This window comes from Microcystis sp. M20BS1 (assembly GCF_020245305.1).
GTDB lineage: Bacteria > Cyanobacteriota > Cyanobacteriia > Cyanobacteriales > Microcystaceae > Microcystis > Microcystis ichthyoblabe_A.
In genome coordinates, this window is the sequence record NZ_JADBUZ010000103.1 from 16987 (window position 1) to 36885 (window position 19899).

Consider the following 19899-nt stretch of genomic DNA (forward strand, 5'->3'; position numbering starts at 1 on the left):
ATCACGATATTTTATGGATAAAGATACTCGATTCGCCATTTTAGTCATTGGCATTCCCTTTCTAGGACTAGCTTACTGTGGCTTGATCTTTGCCGTGATGATTTATTGGGTGTGGGCCCGGGAACATCCCGTAACCATGGCCACTTTTTTCGTCCTTGCTCCTTCTTTGATTTCTGGCTCTATCTGGCTGTTAGCTTCCTATAAAGCCCGTCAAAAGCAGCGTTTGGGTTTATAGTTGAATGTAGAGGCCGATGGCATTCGTCCAAAAAGAATCAACTGGATTTTAGAACTTGGTTTAGGTCTTTAGTGTCAACCTCGGACTAACCGATGGCGATCGCTGTCAGGGATTGGGAAAAAAACCAAAAAGTTTAGCAGCCCCTCCTAAAATGGCGACAACTAGGGCGATAAAAATCCCCCGGTTGGTAAATTCCTGATAAGCAACCCGTGTCGTTAGTCCTTTAATTTCCGTAGTTAGTCGCTCATCTAAAGCTTTAATGTCCCCTCTGATCTCCGATTGTCCTATTTCTACTTTGGTTAACCGTTCATCGATTTTGTCGAATTTTTGATTGACATCTCTTTGTAGGGAGTCTATTTTCCCCTCGATCCTTGTCAGAACAGCTTCTAGGGAATAAGTAACGGTTTCGTTAGCCATTTTCTGTCTCCTATATTTTCTTTAATTGCGATCGCTGGTGAGATTGGGGATACCTAAATATGTCAGTTGTCTTGGCATGGTGCGATCGCTCCAGCTAGTTGTGCAAGTGAGCAGTTAAGGGATTGACATAGCTTTAATGTTTGCGATGGGTTCATTCTCGGTTCCCTGTAGCCTGTTTCCCAATTGCTCACGGTTTGCACTGTCACACCTAACCGTTCCGCTAGTTTTCTTTGAGTTAACCCAGCGTTTTCTCGTAATTTCTGCATACGCTGTCCTAGTTCCCTATCCGTCATTATATCTCAAAAATCATCTAAAAATACTGTTGACATTATATAACTATCATTATACATCAAGAATATAAAGGAAGACGACCGCCCTTCGCTGACTTGCTGCTAACAAAACAATGAAGTTGTTGAATAAATCGGTTTTACTTACCGTTTCTGACTTAGTGCGTCCAAAAAGAATTAATAATCATTCTTTAGTCAGAATCAGAGCAGCACAAGGCTGACATTTAGGGGCTGGGCGCGATAGGATAAAAAAGTGCTAGATAAAAACCCCTCTCCCTTACAGTCCCTAGTTGCGGGTCACTGGTTCAAGCTCATCTGTGGAGCTAGTTACCAAGATTTGCCCACGATTCGCAACCTCGCCTTGGCCTATACTATCGCCGGGGCTGATTGTATTGATGTGGCTGCCGATCGAGCCGTGATCCTTGCGGCCAAGGAAGGCATCGAAACGGCGGAAAAAATCGCCGGATTCTCCCCAAATCGACGACCTTGGTTAATGGTCAGTCTCAATGACGGTGAAGATCCCCACTTTCGCAAAGCTGTCTTTAACCCGCAACTCTGTCCGGTCGATTGTCCCCGTCCCTGCGAAAAAATCTGTCCCGCTTATGCTATTGATGGGGGGGGAGTGATTGAACAGCGCTGTTATGGTTGCGGTCGCTGCTTACCCGTTTGTCCCCCGCAGATAATCGAGACAAGATCCCGTGTCTGTCAACCCGCAGAAATCATCCCCTTAATTATCGAAATGGGAGTCGATGCGATCGAAATTCATACCCAAGTCGGTCATGGAGAGGAATTTGCTCGACTCTGGCAAGCGATCGCACCTTTAACTAAAAACCTAAAAATCCTCGCCATAAGTTGCCAAGATGATGAATATATCATTGATCACCTCCACTATCTGCGAGAAACCATTTCACCCCTAAGCTGTCCTCTGATTTGGCAGACGGACGGCCGACCGATGAGCGGCGATATCGGCAAAGGGACCACCCACCCGGCCATTGATATGGCCAAAAAAGTCCTTTCCAGCAATCTAGCCGGATTTGTGCAGTTAGCCGGGGGAACCAATGACCACACCGTGACCAAATTACAGCAACTGGGACTGAGAAAAAAAATCGCTGGTATTGCCTATGGAAGTTACGCCCGTTCATTGATTTTGCCAATTTTAGAGCATTTAGACCAGCCTAACCTTGAAAATGACCCCCAATCTTACCAAGAAGCCCTTAAAGCCGCTTCTATGGTGGTTGCTCAATTAAAAGCCTAGCCTTGGTCAAAAAACTATAATATTTTTTTAATTGACAACTAACCCATAAATGTGTTAGACCCCAAGAAAATCTTGGAAATAAAAACGGCCAATTATCGCCAAAACCCTTTACTATTAATGCCAGAAACCCTACCCTCCTCTCGGATGCCAGTGACCGACGATTTAAACAAACTCTTGGCAATTCTACCGGCTCGGATTCGCGGCAAAATCGAGGAACACCCGCGGCAGCATCAACTAATCGAAGTAGTTATGGATTTGGGACGCATACCAGAAGCGCGTTTTCCCGATGGGGCGATCGATCTGGGAGACGAACCGATCTCAAAAGAAGAAATCCAGTATTCGATCGCCAGGGTGGGCAGTTTTAGCGGCGATAATCGCGCTGGGATTGAACGCACCCTGCACCGGATCAGTGCCATTCGCAATCGAGACGGGGAAATTATCGGTTTAACCTGTCGTATCGGTCGGGCTGTTTTTGGTACGATCACCCTGATTAACGACCTAGTGGAAACAGGAAAATCCCTGCTGCTGCTCGGTCGTCCGGGGGTAGGAAAAACCACCGCTCTCCGGGAAATAGCCCGAGTTTTAGCCGACGATCTTAACAAACGGGTAGTAATTATCGACACCTCCAACGAAATCGCCGGAGATGGAGATATTCCCCATCCGGCCATCGGTCGCGCTCGTCGGATGCAGGTGTCCCGTCCGGAATTGCAGCATCAGGTCATGATCGAAGCAGTGGAAAACCATATGCCAGAGGTAATCGTGATTGATGAGATCGGTACGGAATTAGAAGCTCTGGCCGCTCGCACGATCGCCGAACGCGGGGTGCAGTTAGTGGGAACGGCCCACGGCAATCAACTGGAAAATTTAATTAAAAACCCGACTTTATCGGATTTAGTCGGGGGAATTCAGGCAGTAACTCTCGGAGACGAAGAAGCACGCCGCCGGGGTTCTCAGAAGACCGTTTTAGAACGCAAAGCACCCCCCACCTTTGATATTGCCATCGAAATGTTGGAACGTCAGCGCTGGGTCATCCACGAGGACGTATCTACTACTATCGACCAACTGCTGCGGGGACGGGAAGCAATTGCCCAAATCCGTTGGGTAGATGAGGAGGGAAAAGTACAGGTCGCTCAGGAAGAACCAAAACCGGAAAACCTCACCCCTTTGCGCGGCAATTATCTGCCAGAAATGGATAAACCCAAGGGATGGCGGGCCGATGGCCGGATGACCCCCGTGGCCCGTTTCCCTGCGGGCCCTCTCAACCGGGAAAACGATTTTGATCGCCTCCTCGAACAATCTTGGCTACAGGAGGAACCGGAAACGGAAAAAGTCCGCGTCCCCGGTCCCAATGGCGAAGATTGGCCGGTTTATGTCTATCCCTACGGAGTCAGTCGCGCTCCGATCGAGCAGGTAGTACAGGCCCTAGATTTGCCGATCGTTTTGACCAAAGATTTACAGGAGGCCGACGCGGTGCTGGCCCTGCGTTCCCACGTTAAAAATCAGTCAAAATTGCGGCAAATTGCCAAAGTAAGACAAATTCCCATCCACGGCATCAAATCCAATACCCTGCCCCAAATTTCTCGCGGTTTAAAGCGGATTTTGGGCATTGATGACCCGATGAATCAGGAAGGTGCGGATCTGCGTTTATTTGCCCGCAGCGGTAATGATGACGAGATCGAAGCTTTGGAGGAGGCCCGGTTAGCGGTGGAACAAATCGTTATCCCTACCGGCCAACCGGTGGAGTTACTGCCCCGCTCGGCGAAAGTGCGGAAAATGCAGCACGAATTAGTGGAACATTACCGTCTCCAATCCGATAGCTTCGGAGAGGAACCGAATCGCCGTATTCGCATCTATCCAGCTTAGGAATCGGGAATTTGCAGCGACGCACCCTCATCATTATCGGTACAGGGGCGGCGATCGGTGCGGTGGCCTCCCTGATTATCCATCGTCCCCAATCGGGGGCGGAATTGCGGGCTAAAATGCCCCTAGCTGAAAGAATTAAGCTCTGTCTCGATCTGGCTAGTTTAATTCTAGCCAGATCGACTATCTCGATGGTTATTTGGGGAATTCTCTATCCCTATCTTACCCATCCAGAGCCATCGGGTTTTAACAATGCCTTGGCTGAATACCAAGATTTACCCTTTTTGATGGGGGAAGTGGCAAACTATTAACTGTTACCTTTGAATGGGAAAAGACTGTGGATATTCGCTTAATCGTTGTCGATGTGGATGGAACGATCGCCGGGGATAACAATCAGGTTGATCCGGCCGTGGTGCAAGCTGTCTCGGCCGTCCAAAAAAAGGGGATTTCCGTCGCTATTGGCACTGGTAGGATGTACCGCTCGGCTTTACGCTTTCATAAACGCCTTAAATCCACTTTACCTATAATTGCTTACAATGGCGCTTGGATTCAAGATCCTGTTTCCCAAGTTCACCATCGACATACCCCTATTTCCCCCGACTTGGCGATCGATCTTTTGGATTATCTCGAACAACCCCAATGGAAGGAGAAAATCTCCCTTAATTTTTATATGGACGATGTGCTTTATGTGCGGCAATTAAACGCGGAAACGGAATTCTATCGCCAGCGATCGGGTATTATTGCCGAAGCAGTGGGGGATTTACGCAAAGTCGCCCACAAAACCACTAAAATCCTGGCCATGGGGGAAGATAAGCAATTTATCGCCGAGATTTGGCAGCATTTACAGCAACGCTATCAAAATCAAGATTTATACTTTACCCAATCGAGTCCGACTTTTTTTGAAGTTACCCACGTTGAGGCTACCAAGGGAAGCGCCACCCAATTTTTGGCCGAAGATATCCTAGGATTACAACCAAAAAACGTTATGGCGATCGGTGATAATTTTAATGATGTTTCTATGCTCACCTATGCGGGTGTCGGTGTCGCTATGGGTAATGCTCCCCAAGCCGTTAAGGATCAAGCCGATTGGGTTGCCCCCAGTGTAAACTTAAATGGGGTGGCTGCGGCCTTGGCAAAGTTTGTTTTGATTTGAGCAAGATTTGACTTTTTACTGGAAAACCAACATCCTTTTCACCGAGAAAATTATGACTATTAATACGCAAACTGTTACGATTTCTAACAAAGATATTGACATAGATGCCTATTTAGCCATTCCCGATCGAGTGGGAATTTATCCAGCAATTATCGTGATTCAGGAAATATTCGGCGTAAATGACCATATTCGAGATGTCACCCGCAGAATTGCCCAAGAAGGCTATATAGTGATCGCTCCTGCCATTTATCAGCGATTTGCTCCTGGTTTTGAAACGGGGTACAGTATGGCAGATATCGAAATCGGTCGTCAGTACAAGGAACAAACCAAAGCAGCCGAATTAATCAGCGATATCCAAGCCACCATCGATTATCTTTATAGTTTGCCACAGGTGCAAAAAACCGGTGTCGGCACGATCGGTTTTTGTTTTGGTGGTCATGTGGTTTATCTTGTCTCCACTCTAGAGGATATCAAAGTTACTGCCTCTTTTTACGGTGCAGGAATCACCACGGGAACCCCCGGGGGTGGTCAAGGGACAGTGAAGGTGACTCCCCAAATCAAAGGGACAATCTACGCATTTTTCGGGGTGTTGGATACCAGTATTCCTCAAAAGCAAGTGGATGAGATAGAAAACGCATTAACCCGTTATCAAATCCCCCATCGAGTTTTCCGCTATGAAAACGCCGACCATGGCTTTTTCTGCGACCAAAGGGCTAGTTATAATGCTAAGGCGGCCAAATCTGCCTGGGGTCATGTGCTAGAGTTATTTAGCCTTCTTAAATCTTAATGGTCTGACTCCTCAAGCTTCAGCTTACACTGGAAGCAGCTCGAAATCATACTTGTAACTATTCTATTTATCATGACACCGAACCCAGCCTTTTCCATGGACGATTTTGCCAAAGCTCTTGATCAATACGATTATCAATTTGAAAAAGGGCAAATCGTGCGCGGGAGAGTCGATCAACACACCTCCGATGGAGCATTCATCGATATTGGCGGCAAATCCTCCGCTTTTATTCCTTTAAGGGAAATTTCCCTCGAAAATGTTATTTCTATTGCTGAAGCTTTACCCATAGGTGCAGAATTCGATTTTCTGATTACCCGTGGACAGGACGCGGAAGGACAAGTTACCCTGTCTCTGCGGCAATTATTACTACAAAAAGCTTGGGAAAATGTCAGGGAAATCTCTGAAAGTGGCAAGTCGGTACAGCTGCGCGTCACGGGGGTGAATAAGGGGGGAGTGACGGGAGAAGTGGAAGGATTAAAAGGATTTATCCCTCGCTCCCATTTAATCGAAAAAAATGATTTAGATTCCCTGATCGGACAACTTTTAACCGCAACTTTTATTCAAATCGATCAAGAAAATAATAAATTAGTTTTATCTCAGCGAGAAATTGCTCGCGCTAACGCTATCAGTCAATTAGCTGTGGGTAAATTATTAAGTGGCACTGTGGTTAAATTACAACCCTACGGTGTCTTTGTCGATTGCGGTGGAGTGACGGGATTACTCCATGCTAAACAGGTGACAGGAGCCTCTTTTAATTCTCCCATGACTTTCTTTAGAGTTGGTCAAGCAATTCAAGTGGTAGTCGCGGAAATTGACGAATATAAAAACCGCATTTCCCTATCCACAAAAATCCTCGAAGCACACCCCGGCGAAATTCTCGAAAACTTTGCAGAAGTCATGGAAACAGCAGCAGAAAGATTAAAACAAGCTCAGGGAAAAACCCCAGAAACTTAGTGTAGGGTGGGTTAGGCGACAATAATTTAGATACTTTACCACCTATTTAGTATTCGCCGTAACCCACCATCAGTTATCAGTTATCAGTTATCAGTTATCAGATGTGAGTTTTAAGTGGACAGTCTTAAGTAGGAAATTGCCGTTTTCTTTTCGCTGATTGCTGTTTTTTACTTTTTCCTTGATCAAGATGTTTCAAGAAAAGATGTTTCAAGATCGGATAGCAATTTTAGGGACTATGCACGGAAAAGAGCGGGTGATTGCACCGATTTTAGCGCAAGAAATAGGCCTTAAGGTGATTGTACCCGATAATTTTAATACCGATCGCTTTGGCACTTTTACCCGGGATATTAAGCGCATCGGGACACAAATTGAAACCGCTCGCAGGAAGGCACAACAAGCGATCGAGCTTTCGGGATACGATATCGGAATTGCTAGTGAGGGTAGTTTTTATCCCTATCCTAACTTGCCGTTAGTTTCCTGTAATCGTGAATTGATTTTATTACTCGATCGAGTCCATAATCTAGAAATAATTGGTCAAGCAATAGTCACGGAAACTAATCACGCTCACCAAACTGTCACTAATCTAGCAGCTGCTTTAGAATTTGCCGAAAAAATAGGGTTTCCTAGTCATGGTTTAGTGGTGATGTTTGATAAAAATTCTCTCGACTCTGAGCATATTTTTAAGGGAATTACTGACCAGAAAAATTTCGTTAAAATTGTTGAAGATATTCTTGACAAAAACGGCAAAGTACACCTAGAAACCGATATGCGCGCTATGCACAATCCCACGCGGATGAAAGCAATTGCAGCTGCGACAGCAAATCTTGTTCAAAAACTTAATCAATTATGCCCTAATTGTGGTTGTCCGGGGTTTGATATTATCGAAAGAACATCGGGTTTACCCTGTGGTTTATGTCACTTTCCCACCTCTTTAATTAAACTGGAACTATACGGTTGTCAAAGGTGTGATTATCGAGAGGAAAAACTCTTTCCCAACGGTGAAAAAACCGCCGATCCGATGTATTGTCAATATTGTAATCCCTAAAGATAGCTTTTCTATGGAAAGAATTTTAGAACCAGAAGTAATGGATGATCGGGAAGAAGCGATCGAATATGATGCCATGGACTTCACGGAAGTTAATACTAATTTCGCCAAAGAAGCCGTACAATTAGCCGGTATTAATGCTAGGGTCTTAGATGTAGGAACTGGTACTGCACGCATTCCGATTATACTCAGTCAACTACGTCCCCAATGGCAAATTATCGCTATTGATCTGGCCGATTCTATGTTAGAAATTGGTCAAAAAAATATCCTTAATGCTAACTGTCAAGAACAGATCAAATTGGAGAAAGTTGATGGAAAAAATCTTCCCTACCAATCCGAGCAATTTGATTTAGTTATTTCTAATAGTTTAATCCATCATCTCGAAAATCCTCTGCCTTTTTTACGCGAAATTAAGCGAGTTTTAAAACCGAATGGGGGCATTTTTTTAAGAGATTTATTCCGTCCTGATTCCGAGGAAATAATCCAGGGGATGGTGAGGGAAATCGATCCTAATTTTTCTCCCCGACAAGCGCAACTATTTAAAGATTCTCTCCATGCCGCTTTTACCCTAGCAGAAATTGCCGATTTAATCCAGCAGTCGGGATTAAAAAATATTAAAATTTATCAGTCTTCTAATCGTCATTGGACAGCCATAAAAACAAGTAAAAACTAATCACTAAATCAGGGGAAAATTGAGTCATGAAAGTTGGATTTTTGGGAACAGGATTAATGGGAACGCCAATGGTAGAAAGATTATTAAATCAGAAAATTTCTGTTATTGCCTATAATCGCACCTTAGAAAAATTAGCACCTTTACAGCAGTTGGGAGCCAAAACAGTTAACTCTCCTGAACAAGTAATTCAGGAGGCAAATTGTCTGATTTTAATGTTAACTAATGCCGCCGCTATCCAAGAGGTTTTAGGATTAAATTACGAGCAATCTAACTTCAATAATCGGACTATTATCCAGATGGGAACCATTGCCCCTTCTGAAAGTAAACAACTGCGAGATCAAATTGTGGCTAAAGGGGGAGAATATCTAGAAGCACCCGTGTTAGGAAGTATTCCCGAAGCTAAAAAGGGGACTCTCTTAGTTATGGTGGGAGCAACGGAGAAACAGTTCCATCAATGGTCAAATTTATTAGCACATTTTGGTCAAGAACCGATGTTAATCGGGGAAGTGGGAACCGCTGCGGCATTAAAATTAGCTTTAAATCAATTAATTGCCACTCTAACCAGTGCTTTTGCTTTGAGTTTAGCTTTTTTATCCCAGCAAGGAGTAGATCTAGAAAAATTCATGACTATCCTGCGTCAAAGTGCCTTATATGCGCCTACTTTTGACAAAAAATTAACCAGAATGTTAGAGAAAAATTATGCTAACCCTAACTTTCCCACTAAACATTTACTCAAAGATGTCAATCTCTTTTTAGAGGAATCGGAGAAGTTAGATTTAACCACTTTTCCCCTAACAGGAGTAGAGCGTCTTCTGGAAAAAGCTTTAGCAATGGGATTAGCAGAGGAAGATTATTCAGCTTTATATGAGGCGCTGAAAAAAGAATTATAAACCGCTTACCCACATCAAAAAGACTCTCTTTGGTTTGTGTAGGAAGAAAAACCGATAAAAGGCTTTAAATTTTCCTTAAGCTTTGTTGAGGTGGACAGAAGAGGGGGTTAGAGTGGGAAGTGATGGAATTTTGGGCATATTTTCCTATGACGTTGACTGAATTTGGATTATTAGCGGGTTTACTTGTCCCCGGTATCCTGCTCTCGATTTTGGTGATGGTGAGTTTTGCCAAAGGGGGTTAAAAACTGATAGAGACACCGATGAAAGTGTCTCTATCTTTTTGGGGTGAGGATTAATCTATTTTTGGTTTTTTGCCCAATTTAATTGATTCTGTAGCTAACAAAATTGATTCTAAATGATGGCGCTTCTCCACTTGACCGAGGAAATAACCCGTCATCATCGCTGAAGCGAGAAGATTCGCCAAATTCTCGCGGTCAGTGGTAATTTGTACCGCAAAATCCTCTGAGGGCAACATTCCCACCAATCCCCTGACGTTTTGCGAGATAATATCTTTAATTTCGCTACTGACGGATTGGGCTATTCTCTCAAGGGTTTCAGGATGCTGCTGCTGGAGATACTGCATCAGACAGTTATCATTTTGTTCTTCGGTTTCCCAGGGAAAAAAATCAGGATTAAAAGTCATCAGAACTTCCACGCTGTAGTGGTTATTGGATCTAGGTTAACAAATCGCTCTTCTTGATTGCCCGAAGTCCCCCCTATCTTCTTCAAGTTTAGCTCAGTGATCAGAAATATTTACCCTTAATATACCCTCTCCCTCCTTATTCCTGATCGGTAGCTTCTAGAATACCCTGTTCCCTAAGATTGTCAACCTCGAAATATTGATGAAATTTATCGGTTAGTTCTAACCAGTAGGATCTACCTTCATTTTGCTTGCGTTTTCTCACAAATCCTCGTTCTACCAAGTCCTGAACCTGTTGATAGGCCGTACTGCCGCGTAAATTAATTAAATCCGCTTGTAAAATCGGTTCTTTTATTGCGATCGCTGCTAAAGTGCGGAGGGTTCCCGTGCCTAATTCGGCCGGGATCAGGTCTTCGATCAAATTCTGATAAGCTGACCGCAATTGTAAACTATAACCGAGGGGGGTTTCCACCACTTCCAAGGCACTATCCCGGTGGGCATAATCGGACATTAACTCGATCATAGCATCTTCCACCGTCAAGCGATCGCTGTTGGTTAATGTCACCATCTCGGTTAAGGGGACAGGCTGCCCTTTTAGGTAAAGTATCGCTTCTAGACGGGTAGCTAGTCTGATCTCTTGGTGGGCTTCCGCGCTCAATCTCGACTACCTAAGTTTAGACACTAAGCTAATATTCTACTAGAAAACGAACGAGAAAATTATGGAAACTTTTTGGAGTCAGGTTTTAGACTTTTGTTATCAGGCTACCGAGCAGGTGGGCGATCGCCTAGTAGCTGATTTTGGCAAATTACAGGCCACCAATAAAGCAGATGGGACTTTAGTGACGGCTGCCGACCGTTGGTCCGATGGCGAATTGCGATCATTAATTGCCCGCACTTTCCAGGATCATGGAGTCTTAACCGAGGAAACTACCCATATTTTCCCGGATCAAGAATGGTCTTGGGTAGTGGATCCAATCGACGGCACGACTAATTTTACTCGCGGTATTCCCATCTGGGGCATTTCCCTGGGACTTCTCTACCGGGGGACTCCTGTGTTCGGATTTGTTTATCTCCCCTGCCTGAAACAGTCCTATTATGGTTATTGGTACGGTGAGACGGGTTTAACCGGTCCAGAGGGGGCCTACTGCAACGGTCAACCGATTCACACCAGTGACGATTTTCCCAGCAAAAATCATCTGTTTAATCTCTGCGCTCGTAGTACAGGTGTATTAAAAAAACCCTTTCCCTGCAAAGTGCGGATGATAGGAGTGGCTAGTTATAATCTGCTTTTGGTTGCCGATGGCACTGTCTTGGGAGGAGTGGAAGCAACCCCGAAAGTCTGGGATATTGCTGCGGTTTGGGCAATTCTACAGGCCGCTGGCGGAGTATTTATCTCTTTAGGAGAAAAGATTTTTCCCTTGCAGGTGGGGGAAAATTATAGTGATCGATCCTATCCCTGTTTAGCCGTGGCTCGATCGAATTTAGCGCCAGTTTTCTTGCCTTTAGTCGGTTTTCTCAAGGATGTTGCTTGAATGGAGAATTGCTCAGGTTAGAATAGCTGCATTTATTGGTTTTATCTCTATTTAGGGCTTGCTGAATAAATCTAAAAACCTTGTTGGATAATATCTTTAAGCTTGTTTGAAATCAAAAACTGCCAGCCCTTGGAGTGATCAGGGGGGAAATTTAGGCACTTTTTGCCTGAAAATTAGGTAATTGACCCCCTGAAAATCGGTAAAACCCTACATTCCACACCCTACACCCCACACCCTGCCCCCACGAATTTATTTCATGAGTTTTGATACTTCCTCTCTCAGCGAACGCAACGATAAAGCCGAAGTCTATCAGCCGGTAATTATTCGCCTCGAAAATGTGTCTAAAATCTACGGCAGTGGCGAAACCATAGTTAAAGCCCTCAATAACATCAATTTAAGCCTAAAAAAAGGGGAATATTGCGCTATTATGGGGGCTTCAGGTTCGGGAAAATCCACAGCCATGAATATTATCGGCTGTCTTGATCGTCCCACCTCGGGGTCTTATTATCTAGAAAATCTGGACGTTTCCACGCTGCCGGATGGGGATTTAGCTCAGATTCGCAATCGTAAAATCGGCTTTGTTTTCCAGCAATTCCATCTTTTACCCCAGATGAGTGCGCTGGAAAATGTCATGTTACCGATGATTTATGGTGGGGTTTCTCCTCAAGAAAGAAAGGAAAGAGCGATCGCTGCTTTAACGAGGGTAAAATTAGATAATCGACTGCACAATAAACCCAATCAATTATCGGGAGGACAACAGCAGCGCGTCGCTATTGCTAGGGCAATTGTCAATCAACCCATATTATTACTTGCTGATGAACCGACGGGGGCCCTAGACTCGAAAACTACCCAAGAGGTGATGGCTATTTTCTCAGAATTGAATAACAGTGGTATTACTATCGTGATGGTAACTCACGAGGCTGATGTGGCGCGTCACTCTCAGCGCATTATTTGGTTTAAGGATGGTGAAGTGGTTTATCCTAATCTCGCACCGACGGATTTACACGAGGTGATTGGGTAGGGTAGGGATTTTTCAGTTATCAGTGAAAAGAAAACGGCAACTTCCTAATTAGATATCTGTTAGGGATTGGGAAGAAAACCAAAAAGTTTGGCTGCCCCTCCTAAAATGGCAACAACCAAAGCGATTAGAATCCCTCGATTGGTAAATTCCTGATTAGCGACTCTTGCAGTTAATCCTTTAATTTCTGTGGTTAGTCGCTCATCTAGGGCTTTAATCTCCCCTTTTAACTCTGATTGTCCTATCTCTAGCTTGTTAACATCCCTTTGTAGAGAGTCTATTTTTCCCTCAATCCTTGTCAGAACAGCTTCTAGGGAATAAGTCACGGTTTCGTTAGACATGGGCTAAACTCCTATATTTTGCTATGTTGCAATCGCCTTATTTAGGGGTTGCCACTGAGTAGAGAAAATCTGATGCTGACGGTGATTATTGCCCCGATACCGGCACTAATTCCCCCAACAATCAGAGGTAAAATTAACCCTCGAAATCCCTGTAAGTCAGAAACAGACTTAACTAAAACAGATTGTTCATTTTCTACTTTTTCTAATCTTTTATCGATGCCCTCAATCTTAAAGCCTAAGGCTTTAATCTCCCCTTTTAACTCCGATTGTCCTATCTCTAGCTTGTTAACATCCCTTTGTAGAGAGTCTATTTTTCCCTCGATCCTTGTTAGAACAGCTTCTAGGGAATAAGTCACGGTTTCGTTAGACATGAGCTAAACTCCTATATTTTGCCATGTTGCGGTCTCGCGTAGCGAGCGCGTTGCGACCGCCTAATCTTCTTTGGGCGCGATTGCTCCAGTGGGGACTAATTCTGATAATTCTACAGGCTGTACTCAGTAGCGATCGCATTAAAATAATCACACAATCAATTAAAAGTATAATAATACTAAATCCATTGAGTACAGGCTAGTTATGAGGAGAGGCACTCATGCAATAGGCAATAGGCAAAAGAGGGAATAAATAATCATTCTTTAATAACCGGATTTAATATTAGTAAAAATTATCAATTGAATGTTAAGAAGTGCGGAAATTGGGATTTAATACTGCTCACTTAAAACTCAAATCTGATAACTGGTAACTGGTAACTGATAACTGGTAACTGGTAACTGGTAACTGATAAATCCTTAGATTTCGGGGGCTTTTAGGGAATAAAGGGAGAAACTAGCGGTTTTTGCCTTTGCCTGTTGCACTAAACTGGGTACAGAATTACGCGCTAGGGCGGTTAATTTATTGGTAGTAGCATCGTAAATCGTCGTGGCCACTTTGGGATAGAGTCCAATGCCGATAATTGGCACTAATAGAGAGGCGATAATAAAGACTTCCCGGGGTTCCGCATCCACTAGGGCATGGTGTTCTTCTAATTCCTTATTTTCCGGCCCGTAGAGAATTTCTCGCAACATGGACAAGAGATAAATCGGAGTGAGAATGACACCGATAGCCGCTAAAAAGACGATAATAACGCGGAAAGTGGGACTATAGGCATCACTGGTGGCAAAACCGATAAATACCATTAATTCCGCCACAAAACCGCTCATCCCGGGCAAAGCGAGGGAAGCGAGGGAACAGGTAGTCCACATGGCAAAAACTTTCTTCATTTTCTTGCCGACACCGCCCATCTCGTCTAACATCAGGGTATGGGTGCGATCGTAGGTACAACCGACCATAAAGAATAAACTCGCCCCAATCAGTCCGTGGGAAATCATCTGTAACATCGCCCCGCTTGTACCAATATCGGTAAAGGAAGCCATACCAATCAGGACAAATCCCATGTGAGAGATGGAAGAATAGGCAATTTTGCGCTTAAGATTGCGTTGGGCAAAGGAGGTTAAGGCGGCGTAGATAATATTAACTACCCCTAAAATCACCAAAACGGGGGCGAAAACGGCGTGAGCATCGGGTAACATCCCCATATTCATGCGTAGGAGCGCATAACCACCCATTTTAAGCAAAATTCCCGCTAGTAACATATGGGCAGGGGCAGTGGCTTCGCCGTGGGCATCCGGTAGCCAAGTATGAAGAGGGAAAATCGGCAGTTTTACCCCGTAGGCAATCAGAAAACCAGCGTAGAGGAATAATTGCAGTTTCAGGGGGAAATCCTTGCCAGCAATAGTCACCATGTCAAAGGAGACGGTATCGCCATAAAAAGCCATCGTCAGCGCCGCTACAAGGATGAATAGAGAGCCTCCGGCGGTGTAAAGGATAAATTTGGTGGCCGCGTAGAGACGGCGTTTACCGCCCCAAATGGAGAGGATCAGATAGACGGGGACTAATTCTAATTCCCAGACGAGGAAGAACAGTAACAAATCCTGTACGGCAAACACCGCAATCTGTCCCCCGTACATCAACAGCATCAGGAAGTAGAATAGTTTCGGTTTAAAAGTCACCGGCCAAGCCGCTAAGATAGCTAGAGTGGTAATAAATCCCGTTAAGATAATCAGAGGCATGGAGAGGCCATCGGCTCCTAAGGACCATCTTAGGTCAATTTCGGGCAACCATTGGTAACTTTCCACTAATTGCAGATTGGGATTAGCGAAATCGTAACTGCTATAGAAAGCGTAGATAATTAGGGCAAAGTCGATTAATCCCACCGTCAGAGCAAACCATCTCACGGTTTTACCGTCTTTATCGGGAATTATGGGAACCAATAAAGCGGCGACGATAGGAAAAAGGATGATGACAGTTAACCAAGGAAAGTTCGTTAGATTCATCGGCTGTTTTAATATTTATTTAATCGTCAGAATCGAGAAATTAAGCTAGGGCTTTTTGGCGGTTTTACCTAGCAAAACCGCCTTTTTTTCGCTTGTTCTCGCGGTTACATTTGACTGTACCTAAATCAATCTAGCAATTATTTTCCTGTCCTTGTCTGTTAATATTGTTAAGTTTCAAGAGACTTCTGGCCTAATTAGGGTTTGCTAAAAAAGTTTTTCGGTGGGGGCAGGGTGTGGGGTGTGGGGTGTAGGGTTTTATACCATTAACCCATCCTACAAATAATTGTGCCTCCCTACTTAATCGGGCAAATCAAAGAGAACCCCCGTCATATAACGCTCTGCCCATTCCCAACCGAAGGCTTTTTCTAGTACACGACGAGTTTTATCGTTTTTTTGCTGTTGACTACAATAATCCCGTTGTCCCTGTAAATAAATGCGCGCTTCTTCCCCGGAAAGGGGCTGACTTTCCTTAGCACATTTGCAGTGAATTGTCAAGAAATCTGTTACTTTTTGTAAAAATTGTCGTTCCTCGGCGGCGGTTTCGGGACGAATAAACAGACAATATTGGGAGAAAATATGACCCCAAGGCGGCAAATCACGAGCTTGGGCGAAATCGACCGCAGGTAAAGCCGCTAAAGCTTGATTATAGGCACTAGAGAGGGTTTTATCGCCACTGGTGGGAGAAAGATCCACAATAGCGGCACTGATTCCCGCTTTGCCGGAGACTATATCACATCCAAACATCGGCAGCGGATATTCTGGACGGGGGAACATGACACAGTGAAGTATATCCAAACCATTGCCCAGTTTAGCCAGTTCTAGGTGCATTTTGCGGAACTGGGGAGTTTGATAGCAGCGATTCTCGATAATTAATTTTTCCCCTTCTAAACGTCCCTCCACATAGCCTAAACCTTCCGGCAACTCAAAGGGCGACAAATCAAGATAATTTTCCCAGTGGGAGAGAATTGCTGTGGCTAATTGTCCAATCAGGGGATGAAGCAACGGTAAAATTTCAGGGTTGGTAACGGCTATCATAGGTCAGTTATCAGTAATCAGTAATCAGTTATCAGTTATCGTCTCCCTATCTCCCTATTTTCCTATCTCCTGACATCTAAAATCCACTTTACCCCATGGAGCGATCGAGATTAGAACTGGGAAACATAAAATTAACTTTTTGATCCTTCTCCCAATTTACCCTATGGTTAGCAGTGCCGCTCGTCCAAGACCTTCCTTAAAAACCCTCTGGCAAAAGATAGAATCTTCTCCGTTGCCAGAAACCGAGGAATCGATTATTTTAAGAATTCTGGTGCAAGCTTTAGTAATCGTCGGTATTATCGCCACCGATGTGGCTACCGATAGTTATACCAGTATTTGGGCTGTTCCTCTCAGTATTATCGGCGGAATCTGGAGTTGGCGACGCAGGCAAAAGCGCAATATCGGGGCAAAATTTTGTATAGCGATCGGAATGTTGGTAGTTTTGGCGCTATTCTTGGGGGATATCGTTGCGATGCAGGATAGTCGTATTGCTCTAACACAATTACTAATTCAACTGCAAATTCTCCATAGTTTTGACCTGCCCCGACGCAAAGATTTAGGGTATTCTATGGTAATCGGTTTAATTCTCTTGGGAGTCGCCGGGACAATCTCCCAAACCCTCGCTTTTGCGCCTTGGTTAATCCTATTTCTGTTTTTATCCCTACCTACCCTAGTTTTAGACTATCGTTCTCGTTTAGGTTTAGATAATCTCAATCAGAGTCTCCCTTTCTTCTCAAAGAAATCCCCGCGTCTAGCCACAAAAAAATTAGTTTCCCCGCAAAATTCCCCCCTTTCTCCCAAACGTTTTGGGATTTTCTTTCTGACAATTCTCCTCTTGGGATTGACAATTTTTGCTCTGATGCCGCGTTTTCCGGGTTATCAAATTCAATCTTTTCCCGTCAATAGTCCAGCAGGTATGGAAAATCAGGGTTTTGAACAGGGAAACCGACAAATCGTTAACCCCGGCTATGTGCGCGAGGGTGAAACGGGGAATGGTGGCGTAAATGGCGGTAATAGTCCCACTACAGGGTCAGGACAGCTAGATCTTACCTTTTATTACGGTTTTAACAGCCAAATCAACCAAAATTTGCGAGGAAGTATGACTCCCCAGACAGTCATGCGGGTACATTCTCAAGCCCCCGGATTCTGGCGCGCCATGGCCTTTGATCGCTATACTGGTCAAGGGTGGCAAATCTCGCGAGATCAAGAAGTAGAGGATTTAAATCGCAGTAGTTGGTCCTATCGCTTTTTTGTGCCGCTACCCGCAACCCAGGCCAAAACCCATCAGGTAGTCCAAACCTACAGCATTGTCTCCAGTTTACCGAATATTATCCCTGCTCTTACTTCGCCCCAGTTTCTCTTTTTTCCCACTCGACAGGTATCTTTGGACCGAGAAAATAGCTTAAGGTCGCCGGGGGGGTTAGCGGAAGGACTAACTTATACTGTAATCTCACAAGTGCCGGAACGTAATCGCAGCCAATTGCGATCGGCCCCAGAAACCTACCCTAAGTCTATTCTCAAGCATTATTTACAAATTCCTGCCGAAATTGCCCCGAAAGTCAGCCGAAAAACCGAGGAATTGCTGGCCAAATCTCCCAAACCTTTAACCTCTCCCTACGAGAAGGCCCTATATTTGGCCCAAGCATTGAAGCAAAACTATGAATTAAAAACCGATTTGCCCTTTTTAGCCGAAAATGAGGATTTAGTCTCGGCCTTTTTGTTTCGTTTTCAGGGGGGTTACGCCGATCATTTTTCCACCGTGTTAACGATTATGTTACGCTCGATCGGTATTCCTGCCCGATTAGCCACCGGTTTTGCCCCTGGCCAGTTTAATCCTTTCACTGGCTTTTATGTTGTCCAAAATACGGACGCTTACGCCATCACAGAGGTGTTTTTCCCGGGTTACGGTTGGTACACTTTCGATCCTATCCCAGGCCACGAATTAATTCCCCCATCCTTTGAGGAAGCGGAACCTTTTAGCGTCCTCAAGCAATTTTGGCAATGGGTGGCCGGATGGTTGCCTTCTCCAGTCACGGGTTTTCTCGGTCTGATTTGGGAAAATGTTATCGTTACTATCGGTCAGTTATTGACCTGGTTATGGCGCTTTATTTCCGGCAGTCTTTTCGGGGGAATTCTCGGTGGTTTAGTCGGGGTCGTCTTCGCCTACGCTGGTTGGTTAGGATGGGGACAGTTCCATCGTTGGCGTCGGGGTCGCAAGTTAGCAAAACTACCACCGATCGAGCGTTTATACCAGCAAATGTTAGGAATCTTAACAGAAGCCGGTTATGGTAAACATCCCGCTCAAACCCCTTTAGAATACGCCACCGCCGCCCGCCGCGTCCAACCGCCGCCAGTGGCGAATATTATCGAGGAGATTGCTCGCGCCTACGTTGATTGGCGTTATGGCGGGAAATCGGCTAATATTGAGAGTTTACGCCGACGTTTTCGAGAGTTGCTCAAGCTAGTGAAAAAGTGAGCTTGAGCCTATAGTTAGGGTTTGCGGCAAAAAGTTTTTCAGCAAATCCTAAATAATTAGTCTTTAATAACTGGATTTAGTATTACTTGGCGATCCTTTGATAAATGGCGATCGCATTGCGCTAATCCGATGGCTTCGACTAAAATAAATATGCTAGGATTGGGGTAATTTATCTGGATCAAGTTATTCCCTAGCTTAAATAAATACTCATTCCTCCACTGACAAGATATCATCATGGATCTACCAGCCTTTGATCATAACCTTCATCAGTCCGATACTACCCACACTTTACATACTCATGCGGATTCGTCGCTGGATTTGCACGACCACCAAGATTTGTTAAGCGACCCTAATTTGGGAGTTCACCACGATCCCTTTGTCCCATCTAATATCAGCATTTATGAGCCTCATCATATCCATAATGCTTTTGAGCATCAGGGTTTAGCAGATTATCAACCCCATCACGCTAATGGTTTATTAGACCATCAATATTCTCAAGTTGATCATCCTTCTCATTTTGATCAAGGTTTTGAGAACCAGCACTTAGCAGATTATCACCCTCATCATGCTAACAGTTTCCCAGACCATCAATATTCCCACGCAGATCATACTTCCCATTGGGATCATCTTTCACAGCGATCTGGTTCTGAGACGGCTTCTGAGTTATTAAGTAAAGCCAATGAACTAGAGAAAAAAGCTAACGATAGTTTAAGTAGTTCTCAGAGTCACAGTAAAGAAGCCGATTGGCATCGTGAGCATAAAAACCAGTCAGATGCCTCTAGTCATGGGAAAGAAGCCCAAAATGCGATGGCTGAATCTGAGAAATATCAGGCGGAAGCTCAAAAGTTAAGGGAACAGGCGAAAAAAGTTTAAGTTTCAGCCTTGAAAAATCTCGTATTTGCTCAAAAGTAATTATCATTAACTTATTGTGG

The 19899-nt window shown here is 44.5% G+C and carries 22 protein-coding genes; 14 read left to right on the forward strand and 8 right to left on the reverse strand.

The annotated features are described in order from the left end of the window. Nucleotides 1–13 precede the first annotated feature (13 nt). Nucleotides 14–235, forward strand: a complete 222-nt coding sequence (locus IM507_RS10450) for a hypothetical protein (protein ID WP_002736250.1) — start codon at nt 14–16, stop codon at nt 233–235. 105 nt (nt 236–340) lie between these two features. On the opposite strand, the gene IM507_RS10455 is transcribed toward IM507_RS10450, so the two are convergent. Together IM507_RS10455 and IM507_RS10460 are read right to left on the reverse strand one after the other, a co-directional pair. Beyond that, the gene (locus tag IM507_RS10455; protein WP_002737935.1) at nt 341–652 is read right to left on the reverse strand and encodes a DUF4164 family protein; all 312 of its coding nucleotides are present in this window, start codon (nt 650–652) and stop codon (nt 341–343) included. Between the two features lie 62 nt (nt 653–714). Next, a complete protein-coding gene (locus IM507_RS10460) occupies nt 715–945 on the reverse strand; it encodes a helix-turn-helix domain-containing protein (RefSeq protein WP_016516364.1) in 231 nt (76 codons plus the stop codon). A 247-nt stretch (nt 946–1192) separates the two neighbouring features. On the opposite strand from IM507_RS10460, the gene ldpA reads away from it, so the two are divergent. From ldpA to IM507_RS10505, 9 genes are all read left to right on the forward strand, one after another. Next, nucleotides 1193–2194 carry a circadian clock protein LdpA gene (ldpA, locus tag IM507_RS10465; protein ID WP_287636974.1) on the forward strand — a complete coding sequence of 334 codons (1002 nt, stop codon included), beginning with the start codon at nt 1193–1195 and terminating at the stop codon, nt 2192–2194. Between the two features lie 51 nt (nt 2195–2245). Further along, entirely contained in the window at nt 2246–4057 is a 1812-nt protein-coding gene (locus tag IM507_RS10470) for a R3H domain-containing nucleic acid-binding protein (protein WP_042790683.1), read from the forward strand. A gap of 11 nt (nt 4058–4068) precedes the next feature. Then, nucleotides 4069–4365 carry a hypothetical protein gene (locus IM507_RS10475; RefSeq protein WP_123230528.1) on the forward strand — a complete coding sequence of 99 codons (297 nt, stop codon included), beginning with the start codon at nt 4069–4071 and terminating at the stop codon, nt 4363–4365. Between the two features lie 26 nt (nt 4366–4391). After that, nucleotides 4392–5207 carry a Cof-type HAD-IIB family hydrolase gene (locus IM507_RS10480; protein WP_069475444.1) on the forward strand — a complete coding sequence of 272 codons (816 nt, stop codon included), beginning with the start codon at nt 4392–4394 and terminating at the stop codon, nt 5205–5207. A gap of 52 nt (nt 5208–5259) precedes the next feature. Next, a complete protein-coding gene (locus IM507_RS10485; protein WP_130756434.1) occupies nt 5260–5994 on the forward strand; it encodes a dienelactone hydrolase family protein in 735 nt (244 codons plus the stop codon). A 96-nt stretch (nt 5995–6090) separates the two neighbouring features. Further along, nucleotides 6091–6948, forward strand: coding sequence for a S1 RNA-binding domain-containing protein (locus IM507_RS10490; protein WP_287636977.1), 858 nt, complete (start codon nt 6091–6093; stop codon nt 6946–6948). A gap of 187 nt (nt 6949–7135) precedes the next feature. After that, a complete protein-coding gene (locus IM507_RS10495) occupies nt 7136–7993 on the forward strand; it encodes a DUF6671 family protein (RefSeq protein ID WP_042790682.1) in 858 nt (285 codons plus the stop codon). 13 nt (nt 7994–8006) lie between these two features. Next, nucleotides 8007–8666, forward strand: a complete 660-nt coding sequence (locus tag IM507_RS10500) for a class I SAM-dependent methyltransferase (protein ID WP_193979201.1) — start codon at nt 8007–8009, stop codon at nt 8664–8666. Between the two features lie 26 nt (nt 8667–8692). Continuing rightward, nucleotides 8693–9556, forward strand: a complete 864-nt coding sequence (locus tag IM507_RS10505) for an NAD(P)-dependent oxidoreductase (protein WP_123230531.1) — start codon at nt 8693–8695, stop codon at nt 9554–9556. 292 nt (nt 9557–9848) lie between these two features. On the opposite strand, the gene IM507_RS10510 is transcribed toward IM507_RS10505, so the two are convergent. Both IM507_RS10510 and scpB read right to left on the reverse strand, forming a co-directional pair. Beyond that, on the reverse strand, nt 9849–10199 hold the full coding sequence (locus IM507_RS10510) for a DUF760 domain-containing protein (RefSeq protein WP_002735620.1): 351 nt from the start codon (nt 10197–10199) through the stop codon (nt 9849–9851). 136 nt (nt 10200–10335) lie between these two features. Continuing rightward, complete coding sequence (scpB, locus tag IM507_RS10515) at nt 10336–10854, reverse strand: SMC-Scp complex subunit ScpB (protein WP_002748674.1); 519 nt, start codon at nt 10852–10854, stop codon at nt 10336–10338. Nucleotides 10855–10915: 61 nt separating this feature from the next. Here scpB and IM507_RS10520 point away from each other — a divergent pair, with 61 nt between their 5' ends. After that, nucleotides 10916–11728 carry an inositol monophosphatase family protein gene (locus IM507_RS10520; RefSeq protein ID WP_123230532.1) on the forward strand — a complete coding sequence of 271 codons (813 nt, stop codon included), beginning with the start codon at nt 10916–10918 and terminating at the stop codon, nt 11726–11728. A 256-nt stretch (nt 11729–11984) separates the two neighbouring features. Further along, on the forward strand, nt 11985–12749 hold the full coding sequence (locus tag IM507_RS10525) for an ABC transporter ATP-binding protein (protein WP_002737635.1): 765 nt from the start codon (nt 11985–11987) through the stop codon (nt 12747–12749). 59 nt (nt 12750–12808) lie between these two features. Here IM507_RS10525 and IM507_RS10530 read toward each other — a convergent pair whose 3' ends face one another. The 4 genes from IM507_RS10530 to IM507_RS10545 form a co-directional block, all read right to left on the reverse strand. Next, entirely contained in the window at nt 12809–13087 is a 279-nt protein-coding gene (locus tag IM507_RS10530) for a hypothetical protein (RefSeq protein ID WP_002735949.1), read from the reverse strand. Nucleotides 13088–13128: 41 nt separating this feature from the next. Beyond that, on the reverse strand, nt 13129–13458 hold the full coding sequence (locus tag IM507_RS10535; RefSeq protein ID WP_123230534.1) for a hypothetical protein: 330 nt from the start codon (nt 13456–13458) through the stop codon (nt 13129–13131). Nucleotides 13459–13872: 414 nt separating this feature from the next. Further along, nucleotides 13873–15456, reverse strand: coding sequence for a photosynthetic/respiratory NAD(P)H-quinone oxidoreductase subunit D1 (gene ndhD1 / locus IM507_RS10540; protein WP_072923547.1), 1584 nt, complete (start codon nt 15454–15456; stop codon nt 13873–13875). A 297-nt stretch (nt 15457–15753) separates the two neighbouring features. After that, nucleotides 15754–16491: a phycocyanobilin:ferredoxin oxidoreductase gene (locus IM507_RS10545; protein WP_123230535.1), complete on the reverse strand. Its 738-nt coding sequence runs from the start codon at nt 16489–16491 to the stop codon at nt 15754–15756. A gap of 163 nt (nt 16492–16654) precedes the next feature. Here IM507_RS10545 and IM507_RS10550 point away from each other — a divergent pair, with 163 nt between their 5' ends. Both IM507_RS10550 and IM507_RS10555 read left to right on the forward strand, forming a co-directional pair. Further along, nucleotides 16655–18967 (forward strand): transglutaminase TgpA family protein, encoded by a 2313-nt coding sequence (locus IM507_RS10550; RefSeq protein WP_287636975.1) that lies wholly within the window; start codon nt 16655–16657, stop codon nt 18965–18967. Nucleotides 18968–19201: 234 nt separating this feature from the next. After that, nucleotides 19202–19840, forward strand: a complete 639-nt coding sequence (locus IM507_RS10555) for a hypothetical protein (protein WP_008201542.1) — start codon at nt 19202–19204, stop codon at nt 19838–19840. The last annotated feature ends 59 nt before the right edge of the window (nt 19841–19899 follow it).